We start from the raw sequence: 26,698 nt of genomic DNA, 5'->3' as shown, positions 1-26,698 counted from the left end.
TGGAATGTCCAACTATTGGGGGTCAGTTCATTCTACGCATAATAGTAGAAGCGGGCTTTTTCATCATCTACAGCACCAGCATGGTTTCATAAAGTAGCTGCTCAATGCTTTGTCGACTGTCTATCACAGCAATAAGTACAACCTTGTTCGCCTCTTCATCGACTCGATAGATAATAAAATTTAATTGTCGTTTTAAACACTGGCGTGGCGACAACTTGGAAAAGCTTAGACATCAAATGCCTCATCCAAAGACAGTTCACCCTTTTGATTCAAACTCCGCTCAGAAAGGTTAATCAGCTTAAGCAAAGCAATGGTTTCTTGCTGCTCATAGTAAGCCTGCGAGTCTTGTACAACATACACTTCTTTTCCGTTTTGAGTGATGTGTAAAGGATCATCTAAAGAGAGATTATTCGCGTTTGCTTTCAGGTATGACACGGTTTGAATATTCATAAAAAGCTCCATAAGACTAATATATAAATCATTTATAGACCGATAATTTGCTTAAGCCTACACCACGTTTTCTCTAGCACTCTGGCAAAAATAGAATAACTCGCCTTTATATAGTCTAAGATTATAAATTTTATAAAATTAATAGCTTATATCGAATTCAAAGTTACCAAAATGATCACTATTATAAGTCTTACGACTCAGCCTTGTACGCAGCGATTAAGTTACGCTGGCCGTTAAGGTGAAAAAACCGGCTTTAGCCGGTTTTTTCACATCTAGGCTTAGGCGTCATGTTTTACTTATCCCCCGATCCTTCACTCTCAACCTTTTTGATCATCTTATCGAAGTCACTTTCAAATAAACGATCCTGTACGACTCGATACTTCTCAAATTCTGATTCCGCAAAGTCTTTGGCGATTTTTGCGCTGATTGATCCGGCATTAGTCAAAATATCTCTATCGTCAAACTCTAAGAACATATCCAACCGCTTCGACCAATCTTCCATCGTCATGGGAATATTGCGTCTTGCACGACTTTCCGCTAAATCAAGATACGTGTTGACGATCAGCCCTAACGACTGGAGCTCATCCTGACTGAGATAGTTTTTAGCTACGCCCACATCGGTTTTTAACACCTTTCCTTCTGGCCCTTTCGCCCAATGAGTCAGCCCCATATTTGGCTTACTGCTATCGGCTCTCGCTTTGATCAACTCGGCGGCAGTCTGTCCATGAATCGCAAAATGCAGTTTGTTTTGCACTGTCGCAAAAAAGGATTGAGTGGTTGGCGCATTTTTATTGTAATCAACACTGGTTGCGTAAATATCGGTGATCTTCTGATAAAAACGTCGTTCAGAAAGGCGAATTTCACGAATTTCTTCCAGCAAGCGCTCAAAGTAATCTTCACCCAGAAAGCTTCCGTTCTCCATGCGCTCTTTATCGATCACATAACCCTTGATAGAAAAATCTCGCAACACCTGAGTCGCCCACTGACGGAACTGAGTCGCTCGCACAGAATTCACGCGATAACCGACAGAGATAATGGCGTCTAGATTGTAATGCTGCGTATTATAATTTTTACCGTCAGAAGCAGTTATCCGGAATTTCCGGATAACTGCTTCTTCATTGAGTTCGGCTGATTGAAATATATTTTTGAAATGCTCACTGACCGTTCGGACATCAACATCGAACAGCTCAGCAATCAGCTTTTGGGAAAGCCAAATAGTGTCTTCTTCATAACGGGCCTCAATGCTCTGCTCACCAGATTGACCAGTAAAAATCAAAAACTCAGCCGTGCTATTGCGGATTAATTTGGTGATCATGGCTTTTCACTCTCTTACATTGCGTTTCAAAAACACTTTCTACCCCACAGCCAGTTTAGCCGCTTGTTTCCACATAAAGTTTGGTATGGCTTGCTGTAATCGCCATGTGATACTCATTGGTTGAGAACCCGTATGAGCAATATAATTCACTTCGCCAAAATTCACGAAACTCATTGTACGGCCATTTTCATCTTTGCTTTGTTCACGTACAAATAAGAAAACACGCTTGCTATTTTCATTCTGTTCGACATAGCCAAGTCCTTTTCCTTTATCTGGTCGCGCACTGTTTTGCGACTGCCAATGAAATAAGTGCTCGTTAATTGCGTAGTCGTGATACATGGTAGTAGGAGAAAATTGCTTTTCACTTTTATTCAGTGTGACAAATAAAATCTCTACATTGTCTTCTTTGATTTCTAACACACCTTCACGAGCAGGCGAACGTTTTTCAAATGTTGACGCGCCAAAGCCGACCAAAATTTGCTCCCGAGTGTAGCGAGCATGTGACATTAGCGGATTAGATATCATATCTAACATAGGTAATTCTTGATGCTGAATACGGTTTATTAAAATCGTTAATACATCAACAAGCTCAGCTCGTAAATGCACATTATCAAGCGCTTTCAGACTCGCTTGCAGCGAAGAAAAACCCAACTCAATACCACTTTTTTGCCAAAAGTCATAATGGCACATGAGCGCCATTCGTTGATCCATATCGTCGCTCAATACAAACTTGCTCAAGCATAAGTCACGCAAAAAACTCAAATAGCTATAAGAGTCACAAACTAGAAATCGAGTATCAATTGCCCGTTTATAAATGTTTTGTAACTCAACATTATCGATCTCTCGAACTTCATTCGTATTGGTAGCATTGACTAGAGCACTCCAACTATCCGCTTTATAAATATCCTCTAAACTCACCTGCGGATAAATTTTAAGAAAATTAGACAGCGATAAATCTAATGTAGAATGCTGATCGAATCGACGAATCAGTCCTAACAATCGAGTACGAGTTACACTGGCTTGACGAATATTCTGCAGTACCATGTCTTGCGTGCGCCTTGTCAATTCAATACGACAACCAAGTGGTGCTTGAGGGAAGCCCTGTTTAACTTCATCACTAATCGCTCGATTACTTTTGCCGACTAACGCTCTGAACTTACTGGCAAAATCGTATTCTGGACGAGAGTTACCGACAAAATCCAAAACGGTGCAACATTCTTTACCATTAGCCAAGCGTAAACCACGGCCTAACTGCTGTAAAAAAATGGTTAGACTTTCCGTCGGTCGTAAAAACAACAAGGTATCGACTTCTGGAATATCGACCCCTTCATTGAAAATATCGACGACACACAACACATTAATTTCACCGGACCGAATTGCCTGTTGCTTCTGCTGACGCTCATTACTGTTATCACTGGTAAGTACGTCAGCCTTAACGCCTTTTAACAGCAATTGTCGCACCATGTAATTCGCATGATCACGGCTCACACAAAAGGCCAATGCCTTCATTTGGTTAAGATCCGTTACGATCTCCTGCAAACTCAGCAATATTTTATCAAAACGTGCTTGGTTATGTGTGTATAGGTTTGTCAGCTGAGCAATATCATAACGACCACGGCTCCACGAGATATTACGCAGATCAGTCTCGTCATCTATCCCAAAGTATTGAAAAGGAGAAAGGTGACGTTGATTAATCGCTTCTGGTAAGCGCAGCTCAGCGGCAATGACACCACCAAAATCAGCAAGAATATCACCGCCGTCATGACGTTCCGGCGTCGCTGTCAGACCTAATAGAATATCCGACTGAAAATAGTTTAATACTTTACGATAACTGCTTGCCGCAATGTGATGGACTTCATCAATCACAATGTAGTCATAAAAATCTGCGGTTAAGTTTGACTGCTCTAACTGACTGTTAAGAGTCTGAATAGAGACAAACAGTTGGCGGTAATGTTCCGGCGTGTGGCTGCCGACCCATAGTTCACCAAACGATCCATTTCGCAACACACCTCTATAAGCCGAACGCGCTTGTTTTAATATTTCCTCACGATGGGCAATAAATAGAAAGTTAGCGTTAGGTTTAGTCTTTAAAAACTGGGCAAAATCAAACGCAGAAATAAGCGTTTTTCCTGTTCCCGTAGCGGCTACAACAAGATTTCTAAAACGTTGATGAACACTACGCTCAACGGCTAACTGCTCTAAAATTTCGAGTTGATGTGGAAAAGGGGTGATGTCGAAAAAATGCGACTGACTAGTATCACTATCACCTCGCTGTTGCCTCAAAGCCCGTTTCAATTTCTCAGAACTGGTAGCATCACCATTAAACTCTTCAAACTCATTCGATGCCCAATAGGTTTCAAACGTACTCAGTGATTTATTGATAATGTGTGGGATTTCTTGCGACGTGATTTTTAAATTCCATTCAAGGCCATTGGTAAGTGCAGAATGAGACAGATTGGATGAGCCGATATAACCTGTATGAAAGCCTGTATCACGCAAGAACAGATAACTCTTAGCATGAAGCCGTTCTCGCTCGGTGTTATAGCTTAACTTTACTTCGGTATTAGGGAGACTAGCTAAATACTCTACCGCTTTAGCATCTGTGGCGCCCATGTATGAGGTCGTAATAATTTTTAACTCTCGACCACTTCGAGTAAATTCTTCAAGCTCTCGTCGAAAGATTCGAATACCAGCCCATTTTATAAAGGACACCAACCAGTAAATTTTATCGGCGGAAAGAATTTCTCTTTTCAGCTCAGACTCAAGCGATAAACCCGCATTGCTGCCACAAAAAAGCTCACTTTGAGTTAATCCAGTCAGAGGAAAAATATCTTTTACATATTGCTTTAAGTTCGCAGCAACAGGATTTTCTAACTCATACAACGCAGTAAGTATTCTACCTTGGCAATCCAGTAGGTTTTCATCAATAAAATCATCATCTTGCAGTCGCTCTTTGAGCCATAGCATTAGCTGGTTCGCAAAGTGGATTTGCTCTTGTAGCTGATCATCTCCAGACGGAATAGAGTTCACGGCAAACTCTAAAATACGACTCAAGAATCGGGAAAGCCAAACACCGGCTTCACTTGCCTCAAGCTGGCGCTCACCAATATAAAAAGATTGTTTATCTAATCGCGAAGAAATCAGTTGAGTAATCAACTGCTCGTAGATGCCAACTTGCTGCATGAGTGATTCATAATCCTTTGAATGAGGTGAGTATATCTAAACTATTAGACCAGGCAGACTTACAAAAGGAAACCATGCATCCTTAAATGATCATCCGTATTAAAAGCCGCGGTGTTAATCACCATTATTCGCCATAGTTAAGCAAAAGCAGCTTTATATTAAACGTCCGATATGTATAAACTTTTATAAGACATATGCCGATGCCATCGACGTAACAAGCTTTCATGTCGAAATTATTCAACTTTTTCGACATGAAAGAACCAAATTCTTATGACATGTCTATTTTTCATGCTTTTTATACATAACCTAAAATCAGCCCAATAAACCTTTATTGTCTTGCCAGCAGGCATCCAGTTGTTTCTCTATCAGACGCACAGTATCGGCTTTCACACCTAGTGATAAAGCGGTATCACGAAAACCCGAAAGAGACTCTACGATTTCTTCTATTGCTTGTTGGGCTTGGTGCCAGTTCGCGAAGCTGGCGGTGGTGGCGAGTTTTTGAATGGCTTTTAACGGTGGTTTCTTTCCATAACCCATAAATGACGTGGCTTGTTCACCAAACGGATGTGGGCTGAAGGTAACGTCATAGAAAGGCGCCGGCTGCCAATTGCCAGCGTCATCTTGTAAGAAGGCCCAGTTTTTACTGTGGTCGTCTTGGTTACAGGCAAACAAGTTAAACATGGCTCGACGAAATTGCATTTGGCCGATCATAGGCGACTTACAAAGATGTCGGCTCAGTTTGATTAAGTCTTCGTAGTCTAAACTTGGTTCTCGAAAGTCTGCGTCTAATAAGCCACAAGCACTGTGCATATGTAAACGCCCCAAAGTCCCTTGTTTGTTTAGCACTCTGTCGAAGCGCTTTAAAGCCAACCAATGGCTCGCGCCAGATTTCGCAGGCGCTTCTATTAGTTTCCATTCCTGCGATTGAAGTCCTGCTTTTTCCGCTAATGAAAGATAAACGGCTTCACATAAGCCTTCTTCATGACCCAGTGCTAGATTTTTTGAGGTGAACTTAACGAGCCAAGCTTCGTCATTTTTTTGAGCTTGAGTCCGCCAATAAGTCGGTTGATCGGGATCAAGATACACTTGGGCTTTTGGTCTTGCGCCACCTGAGCTACCAGCAGCGACTAAAGCCATCAACACATCTTCTGCTTGTCCATCAAACACACTCTGTGCTTCCAAGCCTAGCGTATGAATATCTATATCAGCGTCGTCATACTGTTTGAAATTCGATTCAGGGCTAAACGAGAGCGCACCCATTGCAGAGTCGCCGACAAACGCTAGCCGATCCATTGCGGTAATTTGCGCAGGTAAAATATCATTCTGACGGAATATTCTGTCTTGTAACAGCAACCCCCAACCATCGGGTAAGCTATCGCCAAATACTCCATGAATTCCGTGATGAGGTACTTTTGGTGCCCGTTGTAAGTCCGTATTAGGCTTAAGAGTAATCGGAGATAAGTTACCAAATTTCTGAAGATAATCCGCGTTGTACTGAAAAAAAACGCCTTGTTGATTTTGCGCTAACATACCAACATCCATACTTTCTCCAATTGAGAGTGTGCGCTGAACAAGCAGTTTTTGGATCGGTTTAAAAGCCATTTTTCAACACCTCTTCAATAGACGTTGGCATGCTAGATTTGTTGTTTGTTGTATGTTGGGTCAACGCAAAGAGCCGCGATAGATCATCGAGACTTTGCCAGAGCAGTAATAGCTGACGAAAGGAAATCTGCCCTGTCAGTTCGAACTTTTTGATGGTTGGAGCGGGGACACCACTGCGAGTGGCTAACGCATCGCGAGACAGTTTTTCTTGCTCTCGCAAGCGACGTAGATGAGCGGCAAAAGCTTGCTGTACATCGCTATCATCAAGCAATAGGAAATGACTCATAGAAACACCTCTTCGCATAAAAAAAGATACCATAGTATCCAATTTAGACTAAAATAGAAATTTTTGGATATTATTATATCTCTTTTATAAACATCACTCCCTCCCCCATCTCTCTATTCGATATTGTCTTGGAGATTTGCCCAGTGCTTTTTTAAAGAAGGTGATGAAGGCGCTGACAGAGTCGTAGCCGAGTTCTTCTGAGATGGTTTGGATCGGCAGGTTGATGGCGAGCTTTTGCAGGGCGAGGACGATGTGAAGTTGGCTGCGCCATTGGCCGAAGGTGAGCTGCACATGGCGTTTGATCATACGCGCTAAGGTGCGTTCGCTCATGGCGAAGTCGCTGGCCCATTGGCCTAATGTACGTTTTTCGTTGGGTCTGGAAATGAGCTCAAGAGCAAGGCGATTGAGTGTTGGTTCATCAGGAATGGGGAAATCGAATTCTTCACGCTCTAGTTGGATAAGCTGATCGAGCAAGACATCGACCAGTCGATCGGTTGCCTGATCGGTTTTTTCGTAATCTTGTTGCGTATGCAGGTGGAGTATTAGCTCGCGTACAAAGGGTGTGATCGTCAAGGTACAAGCGATCTCTGGCAAAGCTAAATCGGTGCTGTCGACAAAGAGCATACAGACATCGGCATGAGGCGAGATCTGGTTACGATGCATGACATTGCTGGGAATCCAAACCGCGCAACGCGGCGGCACGAGCCACATTTTGTCATCGATAAAACTGGTCACTACGCCAGTTAAAGGCAAGACAAGCTGGCCTTTTTGATGATGATGCCAAGGCGTTTCTTCACTGTGCGGTACCGATTGGGAACGCAATACCAAAACTCGATGCGGATAGTGATCAGCAAAGCAAAGGTCGGTCAGGGATTCAAAAATGGTTTTGTCTGTATTTCGCAATTTATTGTCCAAGTCTCTAAATTCAGCAAGCAGAGTAACTCATATAATAGCGAATCGACAATCTCTCCCGACATTACTCTTTTTCTGAATGGACACCATGAAACGATTACATAAACTAGCGCAACACGACGCAGCATTTTTACTTCTGTTTATTTTTTTGGTGGCATTGAGCTTACGCGGTCCAGTCACGGGCTTGCCGCCTTTATTGGATCGAATCAGTACCGATCTGAATTTAAGCAGCTCACAATCCGGTTTGCTCACCAGCTTGCCCTTGTTAGCATTTGGTTTTTTTGCGCCTGTGGCGTCTTGGCTGACTCGTCATTTTCGCATTGAGCGTATTTTGGCTTCGGGCGTAGGCTTGATCGCCATTGGGATGATCATCCGTACTTTTGGTTCGATCAGTACCTTGTATATCGGTGCAGTATTTATTGGCGCTGGAATTGCCATCGGTAATGTATTATTACCGAGTTTGCTGAAACGCGAGTTTCCTAATTACGTTGTTCAGCTAACGGCGATTTATGTACTAATGATGAGCATCGGCGGCTTTTTAATGTCGAGCCTTGCGGTGCCATTGAGCCTGTATGCGGAACAGCCCTCTTTTAACTTGCCGATGAGTGGTTGGTCGTTTGCTCTGGCTTGCCAAAGTGTGTTGATTTTGTTGCCTTTAGTAGTCTGGTTTAGCTGCAAAATAACTCAGCATCAACCGCCGCAAACCGGCAATGTCGAGATATCTACATCCGTTTGGCGTTCCATCACTGCATGGCAAGTAGCAGGATTTCTAGCAGTCAACTCGTTGATTAATTACATTGTGGTTGCTTGGGTGCCGGCCATTTTAATGAGCAATGGCTATACCGATTCAACAGCTGGTTTATACCAAGGATATTTGCAATTAGCTGGTGCGATGCCTTCATTGATTTTAGCGCCATTTATCAACCGTTTAGGAAGCCACAGACGATTATGTTTGTTTGCTACCGGACTAACTTCCTTGAGTTTAGCTGGCTTTTTGTTCATTCCAAGCTGGTCTGGGGTTTGGTCGGTGTCTTTTGGATTTGGTACGAGTATGGGGTTTATTTTAGGCTTGTCTTTCGTCAGCTTACGAACCCACAGTCCAAAGCAAGCAGCGGCACTATCTGGTATGGCTCAGTTAATCGGTTATACCCTTGCTGCTATTGGCCCTGTGTTGATTGGTGCCCTTTACGATTGGCAGCAATCATGGACGGCATCGCTCTACGTCATGTTAAGCATTGGCTTAATTTGGATGGGATTGGGCTGGATGGCGAGCCCAAAGCCAGACCGGTAACTGCTCAAGGTGAAGAGTAAGCTTGAGTCGGACGGCTCAAGCGCCATAGCCTAACACTACGAGCAGCAAACACTCCGCTGAATAAGCCATAAAGTAATGACAATCCATCAACAACGGATGACATAGTAAGAAAAGAGCTTTGCATTCCTTCCATCACGCCAACGGTGTATTTAATAGTAAAAATTCCCAAAATAAGAAACAGTGGTCGCCAGCTACCGTTTATAAAATAACATTGTATCGACTCATCAAAACGTGTCTGTTGCGATGGAAAAATTAATACGCCAATCAATAACGTCGCAATAAAGCTGACACTCCAAAACAGTAACGAATCAAAAGCGCCACCAAAGCTTGATATCACTCCATGCAATGAAAATACGATCATCACGATAGGCAGAATAAAGGCTTTGTTTTTCGATACTTGACGGTCTCGGCTTTGTGTCACACCCAAATATATAAGCAAGATTAACAACAACCAAACCCACACTGGAGTATGAGTAAAAATAGCTAACATCTTAGACTCCTATAGAAAAACCTTATTTAAGAGGTAAATAAACATCGGTAATCAATTTATACTCAGCCACTTCTGGGAAATGGTTGTGATATTGAAAAAAACATGGCGCATCCCTCGGCTCTTCTCCACTCTCTGGTAACCATTCCCCATAAAGGAAGTACAAACAGCGACTGATACTGTCATAAGGACCAAAGTGGCGAACTACGGCGTAGCGACCACCAGCTAAGGTACTGTTAATGACGCCGTACTCATTGTCATCCACTTCCTTCATCACTTCCGCTGCTAGGTCACAACGAAAGTCTTCTGCGACCACCACAGCTGGGTCTTCATAGATAATATTGAAGGTTCGACTTTTCGTTATGGGTGATAAGCCCGATGATTTGCGCCACTCTCTAAATCTTGAGACCGATTCCATAATCCGACTAGGCGAACCTCGATGCTTTAGCAGGGCTATCTTTGTCGTATCGAAGTGAACGATGTCTACCGTCATATAGGGTTCTAATTGCCTCTCAAGTTTATGAAAGTGCAGACCTAATTTTTCTAAATCTGGATGACGACGAAACTCGCTTGGGGATTGCAAATAGGCTTTTTTGAAAGCCCTTGAGAAAGATTCTGGGTGATCGAATTTCGCGCTCATTGCAATATCAATGATGCGTTTTTCTTTAGTAAACACCAATTCATAAGAAGCCCGTTTCAAGCGTAAGATCTGCACAAATTTAAATACGCCAACACCCATGAAATGTGTGAACTGCCGATGAAAATGGTATTTAGAAAAACAGGCAACATCACATAAAGCTTCGACTGTTAAGTCTTCATCCAAATGCTTATAAATGTAATCACATACTGCTAGCATGCGTTTTTCGTAGTACTTTATCGATGCCACGCTCTTTGCTCGTTCCGTCAATTCATTAAGTATCGACAGAATAACCTGTTTACAACAAACGATGCATGACAGAAGTTGCTAAAATTCGTCAGCTCGCTGACTCATCATCTTCATGTTGTTTTAGGGGAATCGTTAGGGTAAATGTCGTTCCAACGCCTAGCTCGGACACAACATCTATCCGTCCATTCATTAATTTATTAATCCACTGACTAACTAGGTGTAACCCTAATCCCGTATGTTGCTTAGTTCTACCTGTAGTAAAAAAGGGTTCAAAAATATGCGCTTTAATTTCTGGAGAGAGACCTCTGCCATTGTCACTAATAACAAGTATGAGGTTCTCTTGTTCTTTTTTAGCCGTAAGGGTAATAACGCCTTTATCCAATCGCTGGAAAGCATGATCTAGTGCATTATCGATAAGGTTCTGAATGATCTGAGACATGGCTCCAGGGTAGCCCAGCATATCAATGTCTTCTGGGCATTCAACGTCAATACAAATACTAGGACGTTTTTTTAATATAGGTTTATAGGTAAATAAGATGTCATTGACGACATTATGAAAGAAAAAGGCCTGAACCTCCTGAGCGGTCCTATCAGACACAATACGCTTAAAACTAGAAACTACATCTAAAGCACGAACCAAATTTTTTTCCGCTATTAACAAGGAGTTCTGCATTTTTTCAAGCCCTTCGGAAGGCTGTTGCTTGGCTTCTTTATCTAACAAAACCTTACATGAAGATAAAGCCATTCTGACGCCACCAAGCGGCGTATGCATTTCATGAGCTAAACCAGCCACCATAAGTCCTAGTGAAGATAATTTACTGGTTTCTACTAACTCATCCTGAAGATCCACTAATCGCTTATTCGTTAGATTCAGTTTACGGTTAACCTGCTCTGCTTGTGCTTTTTCTTGCTGAACCAGTTGCAGTAATCGATAGGTCTCAAATTGAGCTGTAATTTGCCGCCAAACTAGCCACGCAATCACAAAAAAACTAATAACAGCGATACTAGCAATGGACAAGATCAAATTGGTCCGCCATGCCATAAAAGCATCAGAATTTGAGCGCGCAACAAAATACAGAGATGGTGTTTGTGAATTCTGGATATCCGTTTCTTCATCTATATACAGCTTCAAGAGGCTCCATAAACGACTACCATCAAAGACTCGTTCTAATCCATCCGCAGCATCCATTTGTCGCCAAATAGCAGGGAAATGCGTTTTGATATTAAAATTCAAGTCATCAGAATGTAGAATCCCGCCCCATTCAAGACTTCTATCCGCAGCCAACAACCAACTCCCATTAGTATCTAATATTTCTAAATATACGCCGTCACTACTAAAAGTACGTACTAGTTCAAACAACTTGCTCAAATCGTAATTCACCACCAAAAACCCAGGCATCTCACCATCAACTCTGACGACACCACGCACTGTTGGCTGAAAAGGACGGACAATTTCTTTATTTTCTATGTTCAAATCTAAAGAGGAGATATATATATCATCGCTGTTAGTAGGTGCATTTTGTACATAAGGCCTATCCGATTTGTTTTGCAGTTGTTCCTCTGGTACACGAGTAATGACACCAGCCTGAGAATTGATTCGAATGTGCTCTTGGCCATCTGGCATAATCCAGCGAACTTGGGAAATAAGGCTAGATGTTCGAGCAAATTGATTGAATTCATCCACCACCTGAGCTTCCCAATCAGCGGGAATGTTTTTTCCGTTCTGAGGCGAAGCAGAGTGTTGAAAAGCGGTATTTTGGGAAGATAGGCGAGCGTTAATGCTGTTGCGTAGCAGCAAAGTTACTCGCTTAATATGTCCCATTTCACGACTAAAAACGCTGGCGCTACGAGACAATACTTCTGATTCATTCCATGCTAACTGACTAATTTTATTGTCTAAAAAGAATCGATAACTGCCCCAACTAAGCAAAGCTATAAAAATCAAAATACCCGACAAATAAATGCAAAATAATGATTTTTGTGACATCCGTTTACCAACAGCCATATTATTACAAACCTGCTTTAACCCAGCTGATCGTATCGTCTAATGACATAGGTTTGGCGAATAAATAACCTTGACCATCCTCACAGCCCAAAGCCAGCAAATGCGTTTTTTGTTGCTCAGTCTCAATACCTTCAGCAATAACACTTAACCCCAAGAAATTTCCTAGTTCGATGATCATCTTCAATATTTCCCAATCTTTCTCGGATTCTTCCATGCGCCACACAAAGCTGTGATCAATTTTAATGGTTGAAACCGATAAAGTAGATAAATACGCTAAGGAAGAATAGCCCGTCCCAAAATCATCAATATTGACTCGTATACCTAATGTTTTGAGGTTCGATAAATGCTTGTTAATATTAGTTTTTTCCTCAATGATTTGGGACTCAGTAATTTCTAACTCAATCATTTCATTCGAAACTCCTTCTTCTGCGAGCAGTCGTTTAAAGTTTTCGAAGTAGTTAGGGCGAATGATTTCATTGCCTGCAACGTTCACAGAAATAGGCACGTTAATACCTAAATTTTTAAGTGTATTAATCGCTTTACAAGACTGCCGCAACATCTGCTGATCCAATTTATCAATCAGACCACTGCTCTCAGCTAGCGCAATAAATTGATCTGGCGGAATAAACTGCCCATTTTTATGCACCCATCGCGCCAAGGCTTCAAATCCAATCAGCGTGTTATCTTTTAAGCTAAATTTAGGCTGGAAATAAGCGTGAATCTGATTATCCGAAATGGCCTCTCGTAGATCTTTTAATAACTCATAACGCCCAAACATCTCCGACGCAAGGGTTTCAGAAAAAGCCAAGTATGAAACACTTTCGTATTTTGCTCTTTCTAAAGTACTTTTTCCGACACTGACTAATTGCTCTGGTTCATAATTAGGAAAGTCTGAAAATTTCACCAAACTTACAGTCAAATCAAGAGAATGTAAGGAGTTTTCCACTTCAATGCTGGTGTGAATAATGTTCTCGAGTGATGCTTCGTTGTAATCCTGATCGTCATATACAATCAACACCAGAGTATCTCTCTCAAGCAAGGCTATATCGACCGTTTTGTCAAAAAAGTGGTTCAAATAATCGTACAGAGAAAGCGTTAGTTGATCGCAATACTTAGAACCTAAAACAGACTCGGTATAAGCCAAATCTTCCACGTAAAGCATCAACAAGGTAGCTTTTTCACGCTCCCACGAAAACATATTGCGTATTTCACGAACCAGCCAGTTTTTATTATGTATCCCTAAAGTAGGCTCAACATAAGCCAGTTCGGTTAGCTTATTATGTAAGGCGACATTGCGGAAACCGGCACTAATATTTTCACAAAATACCTGGAGTAAATTAATTTCATTGGCGGCAAGGTTTCGATCAAGCTTTACCACTACCATGTATTCTCGATCTTCCAACTCTTTATTCGAAAAATACAACACCGAAAAGCCATCCTGGAACACATGACTTTTCTGCGTATTAGCCAACTCTACAGCTTCTCTTAAAATACCGTCTTGAATTGCCGATAAAAAATATTGATGGATATGAGACGAGAACTCGCCACAAGCTGCCACAATTAAAGCTTTTTCTAGATGTTCTTCTTCTGGGTGAAAAAAGCACACAATTCCGCCACTGCTCATTTTTAGCAGCAACCCAATTTCTTCTAAAATAGAGTGTGTATAGTCAGTAATGTCGCTCTTTGAGGCGATTCGTTGACTTGAAGCCAACAACAGTTGCATACCATGACGGGCTTCTTTCATATCAGAAAGATGCTCCCAAGTACGCAAGTTACTTAGAACTATGGTTTGTAGGTGTGCCTGAGTAAGATCAGATTTACACCAATAGTCGTCGATATCGTATTGGCCAATAAGGTCATCCACTGGTGCCATACCCGGTTGACCAGTTAACAAGACAATACGCACCAAATCATTACCAATAACGTCACGAATAGTACGAATTAAGCGCAACCCTGCAACATCGGTTTCCATGACAACATCAAGAAAAATAACCGATATATCAGGATTGGCGGCGATAACTGTCGCCGCTTCACTAGCGGATGATGCAGTCAGAAACTCCACCTGTTTACCATCATAATTGAGCGCACTAAGGCCGTTCATTAGCGCTTCTTGGTAATCAGGGTCATCTTCAACGGATAAGACTTTGCAGTAGTTTCTTTTTTTGGAGATTGCTTTCAGTGATTTCTTTTCGTAGGGTAAATCCATTGCATTTCCCTTCCTTGTCTTCCATCATTTATCTGTTGAATGCTTATAATTAAAGCTTAGTCTTGTTTAAAAAAAATGCATCTAGAACAAAGAAAAACTTTGTAACGAATTATTACTATTCATCAAATCAATAGAATATTGTCAGTTAAATTCAAAACTCGGCTTGAACATTCAATAACATACCTGTCAAAAAACACTAATATCGACAATAATATCCAACTAATTAACAGGCATTTTGTTTGTGATATAGTAAAACGCAACAAAGTCAAAAAAGGCGGATTAAAAGAACCCCATGGACAAACATAAAGGCAATTTATTCATCTTATCAGCCCCTTCTGGTGCTGGTAAATCAACCTTATATAAGGCACTTCTAAGCCAAGACAATAACGTGCGGATTTCTATTTCTCATACCACACGTACGCCACGAACTGGCGAAGAACATGGCCGAGAATACTATTTTATCGATGATGAATCCTTCTTGGACATGATTGCTGAAGACGCTTTTTTCGAGCACGCTCAAGTTTTTGATAATTATTACGGCACATCAAAAGAGTCCATTTTTGGTATGCTAGAACAAGGCTTAGATGTGATTTTAGAAATAGACTGGCAAGGCGCTCGCCAAATACGTCAACTCTACCCTGAAGCTATCGGAATATTCATTTTACCGCCGTCATTACAAGCGCTAGAAGAACGTTTAAGAAAACGCGCCACAGACTCAGATGAAGTCATTCAGCGTCGTATGGCAAAGGCGGTTAATGAGATGTCGCATTATCACGAATATGATTTTGTTATTGTAAATGACGATTTTGATGAAGCACTTTCACAAATCTCGTCGGTTTTTACCGCAATGCGCTCCAAAACACCTGTTATGCAGGAAAAATATGGCAATCTTATAAATGATCTCTTGTCATTGTGAGAAGCCGTTAAGTAGAATTACCCTTGGAAAAATAGATAACCGAATACAGAGGTCAAAATGGCTCGAGTTACCGTAGAAGATTGTTTAGAAAACGTTGATAACCGCTTTGAATTAGTTATGGTCGCTTCAAAACGCGCCCGTCAACTTGCTACTGGTGGTGAAGACGCAAAAGTGCCTTTAGAAGGCGACAAAGTTACTGTAGTTGCACTACGTGAAATCGCGGAAAATTTGATCAACGCAAAAAATGTTGATCAGCAAAAACGCCCATTGCACGAGTTTTAATCTTTATGGTGTCGCTCATAGCACAGCTGTCGCGCTTCCTTTTTGCCTTAGTGAGGTGAGCGATGTATACCATTGAAGATTTAGCCCTGACCTTGAGTCAGTATTTACCTTATGAGCAAATTGCTAAGGTAAAACGCGCTTACTATTACGCCGAGCAAGCCCACGATGGGCAGCGACGTAAAAGTGGCGAGCCCTATGTCACCCATCCTCTCGCTGTCGCCGAAATTCTGTCGGAACTTCGAATGGATTGTGATGGATTGACAGCGGCACTTCTGCACGACGTTATTGAAGACACAGGCATTAGCCGTGAAGCGCTTACCGAACAATTTGGTGAAGGCGTTGCGGGACTTGTGGATGGTGTGAGTAAATTAACGCACCTTGAATTCAATAGCCAAATAGAAAAACAAGCCCATAATTTCCAAAAAATGGCCATGGCCATGGCCGATGATATTCGTGTCATCTTGGTTAAGTTAGCGGACAGATTGCATAACATGCGCACATTAGATGCCATGCCTGCCCACAAGAAACGCCGTATTGCCCGTGAAACATTAGACATTTATGCACCTATCGCAAACCGTCTAGGTATGTACAAGGTTCGGGTAGATTTAGAATCCCTCGCTTTTCAAGCTTATTACCCAATGCGCGCGCGTATGTTGCAACGAGCCATCCATAAAAAATATGGCCAGCAGCGCATTAAAGACACTCAAAAGCTTGAAGATACGATTCGATCGGAACTGGCCGCAGATTACATTGAAGCCAGCATCAGCGTTCGAGAAAAACACATTTACAGCATTTATCAAAAGATGGACAAAAAGCGCCGTTCTTTAGATGAAATCATGGACGTAATGGGCGTACGTATTGTTACTGATCGCCATGACAGCTGTTATCGAATTCTCGGCGTTATTCATGCTCTGTTCAAACCTATCGAAGGTCGTTTCAAAGATTACATCGCGGTTCCTAAATCCAATGGCTACCAATCTCTTCATACAACGGTATTAGGCACCAACGGTATTCCGATGGAAGTTCAAATACGTACTGAAGAAATGGATTTGGTTGCCAACAATGGCATTGCGGCTCATTGGGCTTACAAGGTCAGCGGCACTTCTAATATGCCAAGCAACCATGACCGCGCGACAAAATGGGTAAAAAGCTTATTAGAAATTCAACAAAAAGCACGCAACCCCGTGGAATTTGTTGATAACGTGAAAAGTGATTTGTTCCCTGATGAGGTGTATGTCTTTACGCCAAATGGCCAAATCATTGAATTGCCTTCTGGTGCGACGCCAGTCGATTTTGCTTATGGTGTTCACACAGAAATCGGCAACACCTGTATCTCTTGTCGAATTAACCGTCGTCTTGCACCACTAAGCACACAGCTAGAAAGCGGACAAACGGTTGAAATCATTACTGCGAAAAATGCACAACCAAATGTTGCTTGGTTAAGTTTTGCGATTACAGGTAAAGCACGTACCAACATTCGCCATTATTTAAAAGACAAACAACGCGAAAATGCGATATCTATCGGCCATCGTCTGTTAACTCGTTCATTAAATGCATTTAAAACCAACGTCGAAGAGCTGACTGCAGAGCAAATCGCACAAGTATTAGCAAACCACCAGCTCGAATCCATGGATGATTTATTAGAATCCATCGGCAAAGGCCGTCATGTTGGTTATCTGGTTGCTCGCGAGCTTTTCCCGAACATTGATGAAGATACCTTGGTTACGCCAAAATCCTTTAAGGTGAATGGCTCAGAAGGCATGCTTATTTCTTATGCTAAATGTTGTGCTCCAATTCCTGGCGACCCAATTGTTGGTTATGTTCAGGTTGATAAAGGAATCATCATTCATCACCTCAACTGCCCTAACGTTCAAGATCATTTATCAAACCCTGAACGCTTTATCCATATGGCATGGGGCAAAGAGATCGAAGAAGAGCTAAATATTAGCCTTATCGTCACCTACATCAACGAGCGTGGCGCTGTGGCGAAAATTGCCAGTTCTATCAGTGATACCGATTTCCAAGTGTCGAACCTCGATATCATTGAGCGAGGCCGAGTCAGTCGTTTACGGTTAAGCATTACTATTTCTAGTCGTATAGGGTTGGCTGATGTTATGCGCCGCATTAAAGCGGTTCGTTGTGTGGAAAAAGTCTCACGCGAAACCATTGTTGGGCGCTAATCAATTTTCACTTACCTATTTAACTTACTACTTCCAAGATAAAGGATACTTATTATGTCAAAGCAAGTGATTCACACTGAAAACGCACCAGCAGCGATTGGTCCATACTCACAAGCAGTACGCGCTGGCAACACTGTGTATTTGTCTGGTCAAATTCCTTTGGTTCCTGAAACCATGGAAGTTATCAGCGAAGACATCGTTGAACAAACAACACAAGTATTCAAAAACCTACAAGCAGTTTGCGAAGCGGCTGGCGGTTCTCTAGAGCACGTCGTTAAATTCAACATCTTCATGACTGACTTGGGCAACTTTGCCACAGTCAACGAAGTGATGATGCAATTCGTTAAACAGCCTTACCCAGCTCGTGCAGCAATGGGCGTTCGAGCATTGCCAAAAGGCGTTCAAGTAGAAATCGAAGGTATCATGGTACTAGAAGACTAATCTCTTCACTGTCATCTATACCCCATGAAAAAAGAGGCTGCGGCCTCTTTTTTCATGTCTATTTTTTATTTAGCGTTTATCGCTCAGCTGATTTATCGCAAAGCCTTAAACTCACGCAACAGCTCATGATAACCCGGCACATAACTTGGATACTGCAAACGCCAACCTTGTGACAACAAGTATTGTCCTTGAATGCGTTTCCCAGAAGTGGGAACAAAGCCTTCACCGCCACTCACAGCGACTTTGGCTTCAAGGCAAGTTGCCAGCCAAAGCTTTACTTCCCACATGGAAACAGGCGTTTGATCCGTCACGATCACATGTGCTGGTATGGCTTTCTTACTTAAAGCGCAGTTTGCCAGTAATACCAAAGCAGAAACAACGTCGTCTCGATGAATGCGATTAGTCCAGCTATTAGCTTCCCAATCTTTGCCACTTAAAACCGTTTCCAATAATCTATAACGCCCAGAGCCATAGATACCCGAGCAACGCACTGCCACACTGGAAAATGCAGCCGCTAATGATTGTTCTGTTTCCAGTAAAATATTGGCGGTGGCTGAGGTCGGTTGTGCTGGTGTGTTTTCATCAATCCACTCGCCTTGGCTTTGACCATAAACACTGGTGCTTGATACAAAAAATACTTTTGGCTGCTTAGCTATGTCTTTGTATCGACGAATTAACACCTGCGCCGTATCAAAGTATGCCGCGCGATACGCTTCTTCATTGCGGCCATTCGGCGTCATGATTAAAAACACCACATCTGCATCAGGCAAGGTGTCGTCGCTAATTTCAACAAGATCACCTGTTATGCCCATTACGCCATTCGGGAAATCATTTTTTGTGCGACGAATACCTGTGACCATATGGCCTTGCGCGACTAACTCGGTTGCCAAACCAGAACCCAAGTCACCACAACCAGCGATTAGAATCTTTGCCATTTATCCTCCCCAAATAACCTAAGACATTCTCAGTAACTAAAGAACGAGTATACTTTATCAAATTATGTATTATCATAGTTATTAACAATGAATCAGCCTAAGTAAAAGGTGTGCTATGACATTAACGGAATTGAAATACATTGTAATGCTAGCCGAAGAGAAACATTTTGGCCGAGCAGCAGATCGCTGCTATGTATCGCAACCAACGCTCAGTGTTGCTGTGAAGAAGCTGGAAGAAGAGCTTGGCACGGCCATTTTTGAGCGCAGCAAAAGCTCTGTTTATATCACACCACTAGGCGAGCAAATCATCACTCAGGCCAAGCGGGTGCTGGATCAAGCCAACATGATTAAAGAGCTGGCGACCTCTGGTAAAAATCAATTAAAAGGCCCTCTAAAGGTCGGTGCGATCTATACCATCGCCCCGTATTTGTTCCCTTTTATGATTCCTGCCTTGCATAGTGCAACATCTGGCATGCCATTGATCATTGAAGAAGATCTAACTGAAAACTTACGCCCTAAACTGCGTAACGGCGAGCTAGACGCCATCATTGTAGCGCTTCCGTTCCGTGAACCAGATGTGGTGACACAGCCGATTTACGAAGAAGAATTTGTGGTTCTTATGCCAAAGAATCATCCATGGACGAAGCTAACGCACATAGAAACCGACCAGCTTTCTACTGATAATCTGTTGTTACTTGGCAAAGGCCATTGCTTCAGTGAGCAAGTATTAGAAGCCTGCCCTCTGGTAACAGAAGGCGAATTTGGTGATGGTCGTACTATAGTCAATGGCAGTTCGTTAGAAACCATCCGTTATATGGTGGCATCTGGTTTAGGTGTGACAGTATTACCGAAATCCGCCGTGACCAATATTAATCACGATATGTTGGAAGTGCGCCCTTTCACCGAACCTGCACCCAAACGCACAGTGGCTTTAGCATGGCGAGCAAGCTTCCCGCGCCCAAAAGCCATTGAAGCCGTGAGCCAATCTATCCGTGATGCTTGCAAGCATCTGAATTTATAGAGAACAGTATGATCGACGGATTAGACACTCAGGATATTCGTGAGCTAAAAGGTGTTGGTGATGCGATGGCCGAAAAGCTGGCCAAGCTCCATTTAAATACAGTACAAGATTTGCTGTTTCATTTGCCGATTCGCTATCAAGACAGAACGCGCGTTGTTCCAATCGGAATGCTGCGCTTTGGTGACGAAGCCGTTATCGAAGGCCAAGTCACGGGTGCTGAAATCAAAATGGGCAAACGTCGTAGTTTACTGTGTCGTATCAAAGATCACACCGGCACCTTGTGTTTACGCTTCTTTCATTTTTCAGCTGCGCAAAAGAAGCAGCTGGAATCAGGTAAGCGCGTTCGCTGTTTTGGTGAAATCCGTCGTGGCAGTACTGGGTTTGAAATATATCACCCAGAATACAAAGTTATTGGTGAAGACGAAACACAAGAAGAAACAGCGCAACTTACGCCCATTTATCCGCTGACTGATGGATTAACGCAAACCAAGATTCGACAACTGTGCGAACAAGCATTAGAGCGTTTAACACCCTACAATCTGCAAGAGTGGCTACCGGATGAAATCCGCACCCAATTCAGTTTGCCACCGCTGAGCGATGCCATTCATTTTCTGCATCACCCATCGCGAGAGGCCAATCTCGAATTACTAAGATCAGGTACTCACCCGGCGCAATATCGTTTATCTTTTGAAGAGCTTATGGCGCATCAGCTTTCGCTAATTGGTAAACGCATGAAGGCCAAGCAGGATGCCGCGATCAAAGTTCAAGCCGCCGGCGAATTAAGCCAACGACTCTTACAACAATTACCATTTTCACCAACCAATGCGCAAAGTCGAGTGTTTCAGGAAATCCTTAACGATCTCGGCACAGGTCACCCTATGCTACGTTTAGTGCAAGGTGACGTAGGATCAGGAAAAACCTTGGTTGCGGCGTTATCTGCGGCGTCTGTCGTACAGGCTGGCTATCAAGTTGCCATCATGGCACCGACCGAAATCCTCGCCGAGCAGCATTATATTAACTTCACCCAATGGTTTGAGCCGCTTGGCTTAAAAGTCGCATGGATGATCGGCAAACTTAAAGGTAAAACCCGCGAGAAAGAGCTTGCTGATATAGCTTCTGGCGCCGCGAATATTGTCGTCGGCACCCATGCATTATTTCAGGACACTGTTGAGTTTGATCGTTTAGCGCTCGCCATTATCGACGAGCAACATCGCTTTGGTGTGCATCAGCGTATGGCGTTGCGTGAAAAAGGCATGAAGCACGGTTTCCAGCCCCATCAGCTCATTATGACTGCTACACCAATTCCCCGAACCTTAGCCATGTCTGCCTATGCAGATTTGGATTGCTCCGTCATTGACGAGCTACCACCAGGTCGAACGCCAGTTAATACTATTGTGGTATCGGATCAGCGCCGACAAGAAGTGATTGATCGAGTGAAAAGCGCCTGTGAAGAAGGCAAACAAGCCTACTGGGTCTGTACCTTGATTGAAGAGTCTGAGGCTTTACAGTGCCAAGCCGCAGAAGACACGGCAATATTACTACAAGAGCAATTGGGTAATTTATCCATTGGTTTAGTGCATGGTCGACTTAAAGCTCAAGAAAAAGCCGACATTATGGCCAGATTTAAAGCCGGTGAGATTCAGCTCTTGGTGGCCACAACCGTCATCGAAGTCGGTGTAGATGTGCCAAACTCCAGTTTAATGGTGATAGAAAACCCAGAGCGTCTTGGTCTTGCTCAGCTTCACCAGTTACGTGGTCGTGTCGGGCGAGGCCAAACCGCCAGTCATTGTGTGCTGCTTTATAAAGCACCATTAGGACAACAAGGCAAAGAACGACTTTCTACCATGCGAGAAACCAGCGATGGTTTTAAAATTGCTGAGAAAGATCTCGAATTACGGGGTCCTGGTGAGCTACTCGGCACCAGACAAACCGGCCTTTGGGAATTCAAAGTAGCAGATTTACAGCGCGATAAAAACTTGCTGGATGATGTTCAAAAAGCCGCTTCGCTGCTGCACAGTCGTTATCCTGATCGTGTCTCGCCTCTTTTATCTCGATGGCTGCCTAATCACGATCAATATTTAAACGTCTAAATACTCTTTTCATCTAAATAAACGGTATTTGCTTGCACATGTGCAAAATTTAATCAAAAATTCCATAAGCTAAAACGCCCTACTTAATCGATTCGCAAGAAGGAACTGACATGAATGCTTCCAATCAAGCACATCTAACGATCCAAGGCTGCGGCTACCGAATCGAAAATGACAGAGTCATCATTTCCATTCAGCGCATTGCTAATGATAGAGACGAAGGAAATCTAAGTGGCACGTTGCAACTACAGTTGTGTGCATTTCATCAAGGTATTGGGGATTTAGAAAAAATAGTCCTCGCGTCAACTATTATTGGTGAAATGAAAGGGCAGCATTTTCTTTCCGATTGCTACTACGATTTGTTTTTTCAACCACCACAGGTTGGCTCTTGGCAATTAGCATTGCAACTTAGCGAATGGAACGGAGTAGATTACACCTTGTGTGACTCAGCTTATTTCGACACGGCTTATCAAGTTGAAGCACCATCCAATCCCTCTGTCCCAGCGATGCAAGTTGACGAACTAGAGAACGAAAAAGCAGCATCTACGCCGAAAATAGCAACAGAGCACCCCACCGTAAAAAAGCCGAAAGAAGTAAAAAAAAACGCCACTGGTTACGCCGATGGCTATCTCGCCATTAATAAATCAAAAGTGGACAAGCTTCTAAAGGTGAAAGGCGTACCGAAAAAAGTACTAGAAAAGTTGATAGCAGAGCGTCCTTTTCAATCAGAAAAAGCCGTTCTTAATATCAAAGGGATGGGGCCGGTTATGATGGAAAAAATACTTGCTGAATTAACAAAATAAGTAGCATTAAGCCTGCGTAAGCAGGCCATTCACTAACCTTATTCTTTAAGGGATATTAACCACAGTAGTATTCTTCACCTCTTCCATAGCTACATAAGTACGAGATTCTCGAACATGTGGCAGCGTCAGTAGGGTTTCTCCAAGCAAAAGGCGGTAAGAGTCCATGTTGGATACGCGTGCTTTTAGCAGGTACTCAAAATCACCAGCTATCAAGTGACACTCCAAAATTTCAGGGATTTCAGTAACCGCTGTTTTGAATTCATTAAAACCTTCTGGAGACGTTGTCTTTAGACGAATCTCGACAAAAACAAGCAATCCTGCGTCCACTTTCTTTGGATTAACCAAAGCACAATAGCCCGTAATGTAACCATTACGTTCCAAGCGGCGCACTCGCTCCAAACAAGGAGTAGCACTTAGCCCTACTCGACTAGCCAACTCTACATTCGATAAACGGCCATTAATCTGCAGTTCTCGAAGAATTTTTTTGTCTAAGCGATCAAGCGGTTTTGCTGAGTTATCCATCTGATGTGGATCTCCTTACATGGCTTCAATTGATGCTTAAGTCTACCATGCAGATTACAAATTATGGAAAGCGCTTTATTCAATATATTGCGTATGGGTATTCAAATTAAGCACAACAAAGCACATGAAAGCACCAAAATGATGCAAAAAATTCATCTAGCACAAAATAGATCCATCACCTTTGTGTTATGCCCTATATTTGTGCAAAAAAAATAGACCCTATTATCTCACAGAGCCTTGTTTTCTCTAGCTTTAATAAAAGAGGATATTCAACTAAGCTGATTAGAAAGTATCTCGTTTCAAACTCAAAAAGCGCAAAAAACTAGCATTCCACACATCTTTCCTGACATTTTATCCTTGACTACTCCTCAAAAGAGTAATTCTATAGGGGTATGTGATGATCTTTTAGAGGAATCGTCTACATATACCTAACAACAAGAATAATTAAATGTTGGCACTAACTTTGCTAGTTTCAAAACACGGATTTTAAAATCTGAAATATAGAATCAAGCAAGATAACAACATATATAAAAACGCCTGGGAGGCTCAATATAATGAAATCGAATGTTTGTAAATTACTTTCGACCGCTGCAATCGCCGCAACTATCAGCGCTGGCGCTGCTGCGTCAACACTTGAAGATGTTAAAGCAAAAGGCTTCGTTCAATGTGGTGTCAGTACTGGTGTTCCAGGTTTCTCCAATGCTGATGATAAAGGCAACTGGACTGGCATAGACGTTGATGCTTGTCGCGCTGTTGCTTCCGCTATTTTTGGCGATGCTCAAAAAGTTAAATTCACTCCCCTTTCTGCGAAAGAACGTTTCACTGCTCTACAATCTGGTGAAATCGATATCCTTGCTCGTAACACAACTTGGACTTACACCCGTGACGCGTCTTTGGGTCTAGACTTCACTGCAGTTAACTTTTACGACGGTCAAGGCTTCATGGTTCGTAAAGACCTAGGCGTAAAATCTGCGATGGATCTTGATGGTGCAACGGTTTGTACTGAGCAAGGCACAACGACAGAATTGAACATGGCGGATTTCTTCCGTAAAAACAAACTGTCTTACGTTCCAGTTGTAGTACAAAAAGCAGACGAAGCGTTAGCAGCTTACGACTCAGGCCGTTGTGACGTATACACTACGGATAAATCAGGTCTAGCGGCTCACCGTACTAAACTAGCTGATCCATCTGCTCACGTTATTCTTCCAGAAACGATTTCTAAAGAACCACTAGGTCCAGTTGTTCGCCATGGCGACAACCAATGGAAAGATATCGTAACTTGGTCTATGTATGTTCAAGTTAACGCGGAAGAAATGGATATTTCATCTAAAAACGTTGCTAAGATCAAAAGTGAAACCAATGATCCAGGCATCAAACGTCTACTAGGTGTTGAAGGTGATATGGGTGCTCAACTAGAGCTTCCTGCTGATTGGGCTTACAACATCATCGCTAACGTAGGTAACTACGGTGAAGTGTTTGAGCGTAACGTTGGTCCATCTACTCCTGTTGATCTACCACGTGGTCTTAATGCTCTATGGACTGAAGCTGGCGGCATCATGTACGCGCCACCAGTTCGTTAATACCTAAAGCAAAAAAACTGCTTGGGTATTTACCCAGCGACTAGAGAGTCGCTGGGTTTCTCCCCCCTTTCTTACACATCTGACGAGCATTTCATTGCCTGAACCAAGATGAGCGATAAAACAACTCCGAGCAATAACAGCTTTTTGAACGACGCGGGTAATCGTGCCTTAATTTTTCAAATTTTGCTGCTAGCGATGGTGGTCTTTGCGGGTTATTACTTATTTAGTAACCTTCAAGCCAACCTCGATAACCGAGGGATTTCCACTGGTTTCTCATTTTTTAATGAGCCTGCTGGTTTTCCAATTCTTATTCACCTTATTGAATACACCGAAGCTAATACTTACGGACGAGCGTTTGTTGTTGCTTTAATCAACACCTTCGTAATCTCTCTATTAGGTATAATATTAGCCACTATTATTGGTGTAATAATGGGCCTAGCCCGTTTATCAAAAAACTGGTTAGTGGCACGTTTAGCAACTGTCTATATTGAAACATTGCGTAACATTCCATTATTGTTGCAGATGTTCTTTTGGTATTTTGCGGTACTTGCTGCGCTACCAGCACCTGCTCAAAGTTATGAGTTTGCCGATTTTTTACTTAACAAACGCGGCATCTACTCACCAAACCCAATAACCCAAGATGGCTTTGGATTGGTAATCGTCGGTTTCATCCTATCGATTGTCGCATCTATCGGCGTCATCGTTTGGGCCAAAAAACGCCAAACTAGAACAGGATTATGGTTTCCTGCTTATTGGGCTTCATTGGGTGTCATTTTTGGTATTACCTTTATCTTTCTTGCCATGGCAGGGTTTCCAATAGAGTTTGATTTACCAACAAAAAGTCGCTTTAACGTGACTGGTGGTATGGTGCTACCGCCTGAATTTGTTGCGGTATTAGTTGCCCTATCAACTTACACTGGCGCTTTTATTGCCGAGATCGTTCGCGCTGGTATTTTGTCCGTAAACTGGGGACAAACCGAGGCAGCTCGCTCTTTAGGCTTACGTGATAGCATGACACAGCGTCTAATTGTCTTGCCTCAAGCGTTGCGCGTTATTATTCCGCCACTAACAAGCCAATACCTTAACTTAGCGAAAAACTCTTCTTTAGGGGCTGCTATTGCATACCCTGAATTGGTAGCTGTCGTGATGGGTACAACGCTGAACCAAACAGGTCAAGCGATTGAAACCATTGGTCTTTGTATGTTGGTTTACGGTTCATTGAGTCTATCGATTTCGGTATTCATGAACTGGTACAACAACAAAATGTCATTAATTGAGCGCTAGGAG

General features: G+C 42.6%; 22 protein-coding genes. 10 read left to right on the top strand and 12 right to left on the bottom strand.

All coding sequences use genetic code 11. The features are described 5' to 3' along the window. Window positions 1-225: 225 nt before the first annotated feature. From TY87_RS12290 to TY87_RS12265, 6 genes are all read right to left on the bottom strand, one after another. Window positions 226-450, bottom strand: coding sequence for a type II toxin-antitoxin system Phd/YefM family antitoxin (locus tag TY87_RS12290; RefSeq protein ID WP_100187292.1), 225 nt, complete (start codon window positions 448-450; stop codon window positions 226-228). Window positions 451-742: 292 nt separating this feature from the next. Continuing rightward, window positions 743-1,765: a virulence RhuM family protein gene (locus TY87_RS12285; protein WP_100187291.1), complete on the bottom strand. Its 1,023-nt coding sequence runs from the start codon at window positions 1,763-1,765 to the stop codon at window positions 743-745. Between the two features lie 39 nt (window positions 1,766-1,804). Then, window positions 1,805-4,948 (bottom strand): DEAD/DEAH box helicase, encoded by a 3,144-nt coding sequence (locus TY87_RS12280; protein ID WP_072839401.1) that lies wholly within the window; start codon window positions 4,946-4,948, stop codon window positions 1,805-1,807. A gap of 312 nt (window positions 4,949-5,260) precedes the next feature. Further along, window positions 5,261-6,550: a type II toxin-antitoxin system HipA family toxin gene (locus tag TY87_RS12275; protein ID WP_100187290.1), complete on the bottom strand. Its 1,290-nt coding sequence runs from the start codon at window positions 6,548-6,550 to the stop codon at window positions 5,261-5,263. Next, a complete protein-coding gene (locus TY87_RS12270; protein ID WP_100187289.1) occupies window positions 6,540-6,836 on the bottom strand; it encodes a helix-turn-helix domain-containing protein in 297 nt (98 codons plus the stop codon). Before TY87_RS12270 ends, TY87_RS12275 begins: the two co-directional genes overlap by 11 nt. Before the next feature lie 93 nt (window positions 6,837-6,929). Next, window positions 6,930-7,739: an AraC family transcriptional regulator gene (locus TY87_RS12265; protein ID WP_232617126.1), complete on the bottom strand. Its 810-nt coding sequence runs from the start codon at window positions 7,737-7,739 to the stop codon at window positions 6,930-6,932. 97 nt (window positions 7,740-7,836) lie between these two features. On the opposite strand from TY87_RS12265, the gene TY87_RS12260 reads away from it, so the two are divergent. Beyond that, window positions 7,837-9,039 (top strand): MFS transporter, encoded by a 1,203-nt coding sequence (locus TY87_RS12260; protein WP_232617125.1) that lies wholly within the window; start codon window positions 7,837-7,839, stop codon window positions 9,037-9,039. A gap of 4 nt (window positions 9,040-9,043) precedes the next feature. Here the strand turns inward: TY87_RS12260 and TY87_RS12255 are convergent, their stop codons facing one another. The 4 genes from TY87_RS12255 to TY87_RS12240 form a co-directional block, all read right to left on the bottom strand. Then, complete coding sequence (locus TY87_RS12255; protein ID WP_100187286.1) at window positions 9,044-9,550, bottom strand: DUF6622 family protein; 507 nt, start codon at window positions 9,548-9,550, stop codon at window positions 9,044-9,046. A gap of 22 nt (window positions 9,551-9,572) precedes the next feature. Beyond that, entirely contained in the window at window positions 9,573-10,433 is an 861-nt protein-coding gene (locus tag TY87_RS12250) for an AraC family transcriptional regulator (RefSeq protein ID WP_198432083.1), read from the bottom strand. Between the two features lie 88 nt (window positions 10,434-10,521). Continuing rightward, the gene (locus TY87_RS12245; protein ID WP_232617124.1) at window positions 10,522-12,420 is read right to left on the bottom strand and encodes a sensor histidine kinase; all 1,899 of its coding nucleotides are present in this window, start codon (window positions 12,418-12,420) and stop codon (window positions 10,522-10,524) included. 22 nt (window positions 12,421-12,442) lie between these two features. Beyond that, the gene (locus tag TY87_RS12240; protein WP_100187283.1) at window positions 12,443-14,644 is read right to left on the bottom strand and encodes a bifunctional diguanylate cyclase/phosphodiesterase; all 2,202 of its coding nucleotides are present in this window, start codon (window positions 14,642-14,644) and stop codon (window positions 12,443-12,445) included. Window positions 14,645-14,936: 292 nt separating this feature from the next. On the opposite strand from TY87_RS12240, the gene gmk reads away from it, so the two are divergent. The 4 genes from gmk to TY87_RS12220 all read left to right on the top strand — a co-directional run bounded on the left by gmk (window position 14,937) and on the right by TY87_RS12220 (window position 18,463). Next, the gene (gene gmk / locus TY87_RS12235; RefSeq protein WP_072839393.1) at window positions 14,937-15,560 is read left to right on the top strand and encodes a guanylate kinase; all 624 of its coding nucleotides are present in this window, start codon (window positions 14,937-14,939) and stop codon (window positions 15,558-15,560) included. A gap of 57 nt (window positions 15,561-15,617) precedes the next feature. Beyond that, entirely contained in the window at window positions 15,618-15,842 is a 225-nt protein-coding gene (gene rpoZ / locus TY87_RS12230; protein ID WP_012072045.1) for a DNA-directed RNA polymerase subunit omega, read from the top strand. A 62-nt stretch (window positions 15,843-15,904) separates the two neighbouring features. After that, window positions 15,905-18,022 carry a RelA/SpoT family protein gene (locus tag TY87_RS12225; protein WP_072839392.1) on the top strand — a complete coding sequence of 706 codons (2,118 nt, stop codon included), beginning with the start codon at window positions 15,905-15,907 and terminating at the stop codon, window positions 18,020-18,022. A gap of 54 nt (window positions 18,023-18,076) precedes the next feature. Further along, window positions 18,077-18,463, top strand: a complete 387-nt coding sequence (locus tag TY87_RS12220; RefSeq protein ID WP_100187282.1) for a RidA family protein — start codon at window positions 18,077-18,079, stop codon at window positions 18,461-18,463. A 92-nt stretch (window positions 18,464-18,555) separates the two neighbouring features. On the opposite strand, the gene TY87_RS12215 is transcribed toward TY87_RS12220, so the two are convergent. Then, window positions 18,556-19,398: an NAD-dependent epimerase/dehydratase family protein gene (locus TY87_RS12215; RefSeq protein ID WP_100187281.1), complete on the bottom strand. Its 843-nt coding sequence runs from the start codon at window positions 19,396-19,398 to the stop codon at window positions 18,556-18,558. 115 nt (window positions 19,399-19,513) lie between these two features. Here TY87_RS12215 and TY87_RS12210 point away from each other — a divergent pair, with 115 nt between their 5' ends. The 3 genes from TY87_RS12210 to TY87_RS12200 all read left to right on the top strand — a co-directional run bounded on the left by TY87_RS12210 (window position 19,514) and on the right by TY87_RS12200 (window position 23,309). Further along, a complete protein-coding gene (locus tag TY87_RS12210; protein ID WP_072839389.1) occupies window positions 19,514-20,419 on the top strand; it encodes a hydrogen peroxide-inducible genes activator in 906 nt (301 codons plus the stop codon). 8 nt (window positions 20,420-20,427) lie between these two features. Beyond that, window positions 20,428-22,509 carry an ATP-dependent DNA helicase RecG gene (gene recG, locus TY87_RS12205; protein WP_100187280.1) on the top strand — a complete coding sequence of 694 codons (2,082 nt, stop codon included), beginning with the start codon at window positions 20,428-20,430 and terminating at the stop codon, window positions 22,507-22,509. Window positions 22,510-22,619: 110 nt separating this feature from the next. Beyond that, window positions 22,620-23,309: a ComEA family DNA-binding protein gene (locus tag TY87_RS12200; protein ID WP_100187279.1), complete on the top strand. Its 690-nt coding sequence runs from the start codon at window positions 22,620-22,622 to the stop codon at window positions 23,307-23,309. A gap of 45 nt (window positions 23,310-23,354) precedes the next feature. Here TY87_RS12200 and lrp read toward each other — a convergent pair whose 3' ends face one another. After that, window positions 23,355-23,831, bottom strand: a complete 477-nt coding sequence (gene lrp, locus TY87_RS12195) for a leucine-responsive transcriptional regulator Lrp (RefSeq protein ID WP_012072052.1) — start codon at window positions 23,829-23,831, stop codon at window positions 23,355-23,357. Between the two features lie 554 nt (window positions 23,832-24,385). Between lrp and TY87_RS12190 the strand changes: the two genes are divergently transcribed. Together TY87_RS12190 and TY87_RS12185 are read left to right on the top strand one after the other, a co-directional pair. Then, window positions 24,386-25,411, top strand: coding sequence for an amino acid ABC transporter substrate-binding protein (locus TY87_RS12190; RefSeq protein WP_072839386.1), 1,026 nt, complete (start codon window positions 24,386-24,388; stop codon window positions 25,409-25,411). A 108-nt stretch (window positions 25,412-25,519) separates the two neighbouring features. After that, on the top strand, window positions 25,520-26,695 hold the full coding sequence (locus tag TY87_RS12185; RefSeq protein ID WP_100187278.1) for an amino acid ABC transporter permease: 1,176 nt from the start codon (window positions 25,520-25,522) through the stop codon (window positions 26,693-26,695). Window positions 26,696-26,698: the final 3 nt, after the last annotated feature.

The sequence above is a fragment of the Marinomonas sp. BSi20584 genome (genome assembly GCF_002792415.1).
Taxonomy (GTDB): domain Bacteria; phylum Pseudomonadota; class Gammaproteobacteria; order Pseudomonadales; family Marinomonadaceae; genus Marinomonas; species Marinomonas polaris.
The sequence above is the reverse complement of the archived record's forward strand: the minus strand, read 5'-3'. Positions and strand labels throughout refer to the sequence as shown.

Bases quoted from the DNA above. Each gene is read 5' to 3' on its own strand.
- TY87_RS12290 (WP_100187292.1), bottom strand. From the start codon at position 450: ATGAATATTCAAACCGTGTCATACCTGAAAGCAAACGCGAATAATCTC.
- TY87_RS12285 (WP_100187291.1), bottom strand. From the start codon at position 1,765: ATGATCACCAAATTAATCCGCAATAGCACGGCTGAGTTTTTGATTTTT.
- TY87_RS12280 (WP_072839401.1), bottom strand. From the start codon at position 4,948: ATGCAGCAAGTTGGCATCTACGAGCAGTTGATTACTCAACTGATTTCT.
- TY87_RS12275 (WP_100187290.1), bottom strand. From the start codon at position 6,550: ATGGCTTTTAAACCGATCCAAAAACTGCTTGTTCAGCGCACACTCTCA.
- TY87_RS12270 (WP_100187289.1), bottom strand. From the start codon at position 6,836: ATGAGTCATTTCCTATTGCTTGATGATAGCGATGTACAGCAAGCTTTT.
- TY87_RS12260 (WP_232617125.1), top strand. From the start codon at position 7,837: ATGAAACGATTACATAAACTAGCGCAACACGACGCAGCATTTTTACTT.
- TY87_RS12255 (WP_100187286.1), bottom strand. From the start codon at position 9,550: ATGTTAGCTATTTTTACTCATACTCCAGTGTGGGTTTGGTTGTTGTTA.
- TY87_RS12245 (WP_232617124.1), bottom strand. From the start codon at position 12,420: ATGTCACAAAAATCATTATTTTGCATTTATTTGTCGGGTATTTTGATT.
- TY87_RS12240 (WP_100187283.1), bottom strand. From the start codon at position 14,644: ATGGATTTACCCTACGAAAAGAAATCACTGAAAGCAATCTCCAAAAAA.
- gmk (WP_072839393.1), top strand. From the start codon at position 14,937: ATGGACAAACATAAAGGCAATTTATTCATCTTATCAGCCCCTTCTGGT.
- rpoZ (WP_012072045.1), top strand. From the start codon at position 15,618: ATGGCTCGAGTTACCGTAGAAGATTGTTTAGAAAACGTTGATAACCGC.
- TY87_RS12225 (WP_072839392.1), top strand. From the start codon at position 15,905: ATGTATACCATTGAAGATTTAGCCCTGACCTTGAGTCAGTATTTACCT.
- TY87_RS12220 (WP_100187282.1), top strand. From the start codon at position 18,077: ATGTCAAAGCAAGTGATTCACACTGAAAACGCACCAGCAGCGATTGGT.
- TY87_RS12215 (WP_100187281.1), bottom strand. From the start codon at position 19,398: ATGGCAAAGATTCTAATCGCTGGTTGTGGTGACTTGGGTTCTGGTTTG.
- TY87_RS12210 (WP_072839389.1), top strand. From the start codon at position 19,514: ATGACATTAACGGAATTGAAATACATTGTAATGCTAGCCGAAGAGAAA.
- recG (WP_100187280.1), top strand. From the start codon at position 20,428: ATGATCGACGGATTAGACACTCAGGATATTCGTGAGCTAAAAGGTGTT.
- TY87_RS12200 (WP_100187279.1), top strand. From the start codon at position 22,620: ATGAATGCTTCCAATCAAGCACATCTAACGATCCAAGGCTGCGGCTAC.
- lrp (WP_012072052.1), bottom strand. From the start codon at position 23,831: ATGGATAACTCAGCAAAACCGCTTGATCGCTTAGACAAAAAAATTCTT.
- TY87_RS12190 (WP_072839386.1), top strand. From the start codon at position 24,386: ATGAAATCGAATGTTTGTAAATTACTTTCGACCGCTGCAATCGCCGCA.
- TY87_RS12185 (WP_100187278.1), top strand. From the start codon at position 25,520: ATGAGCGATAAAACAACTCCGAGCAATAACAGCTTTTTGAACGACGCG.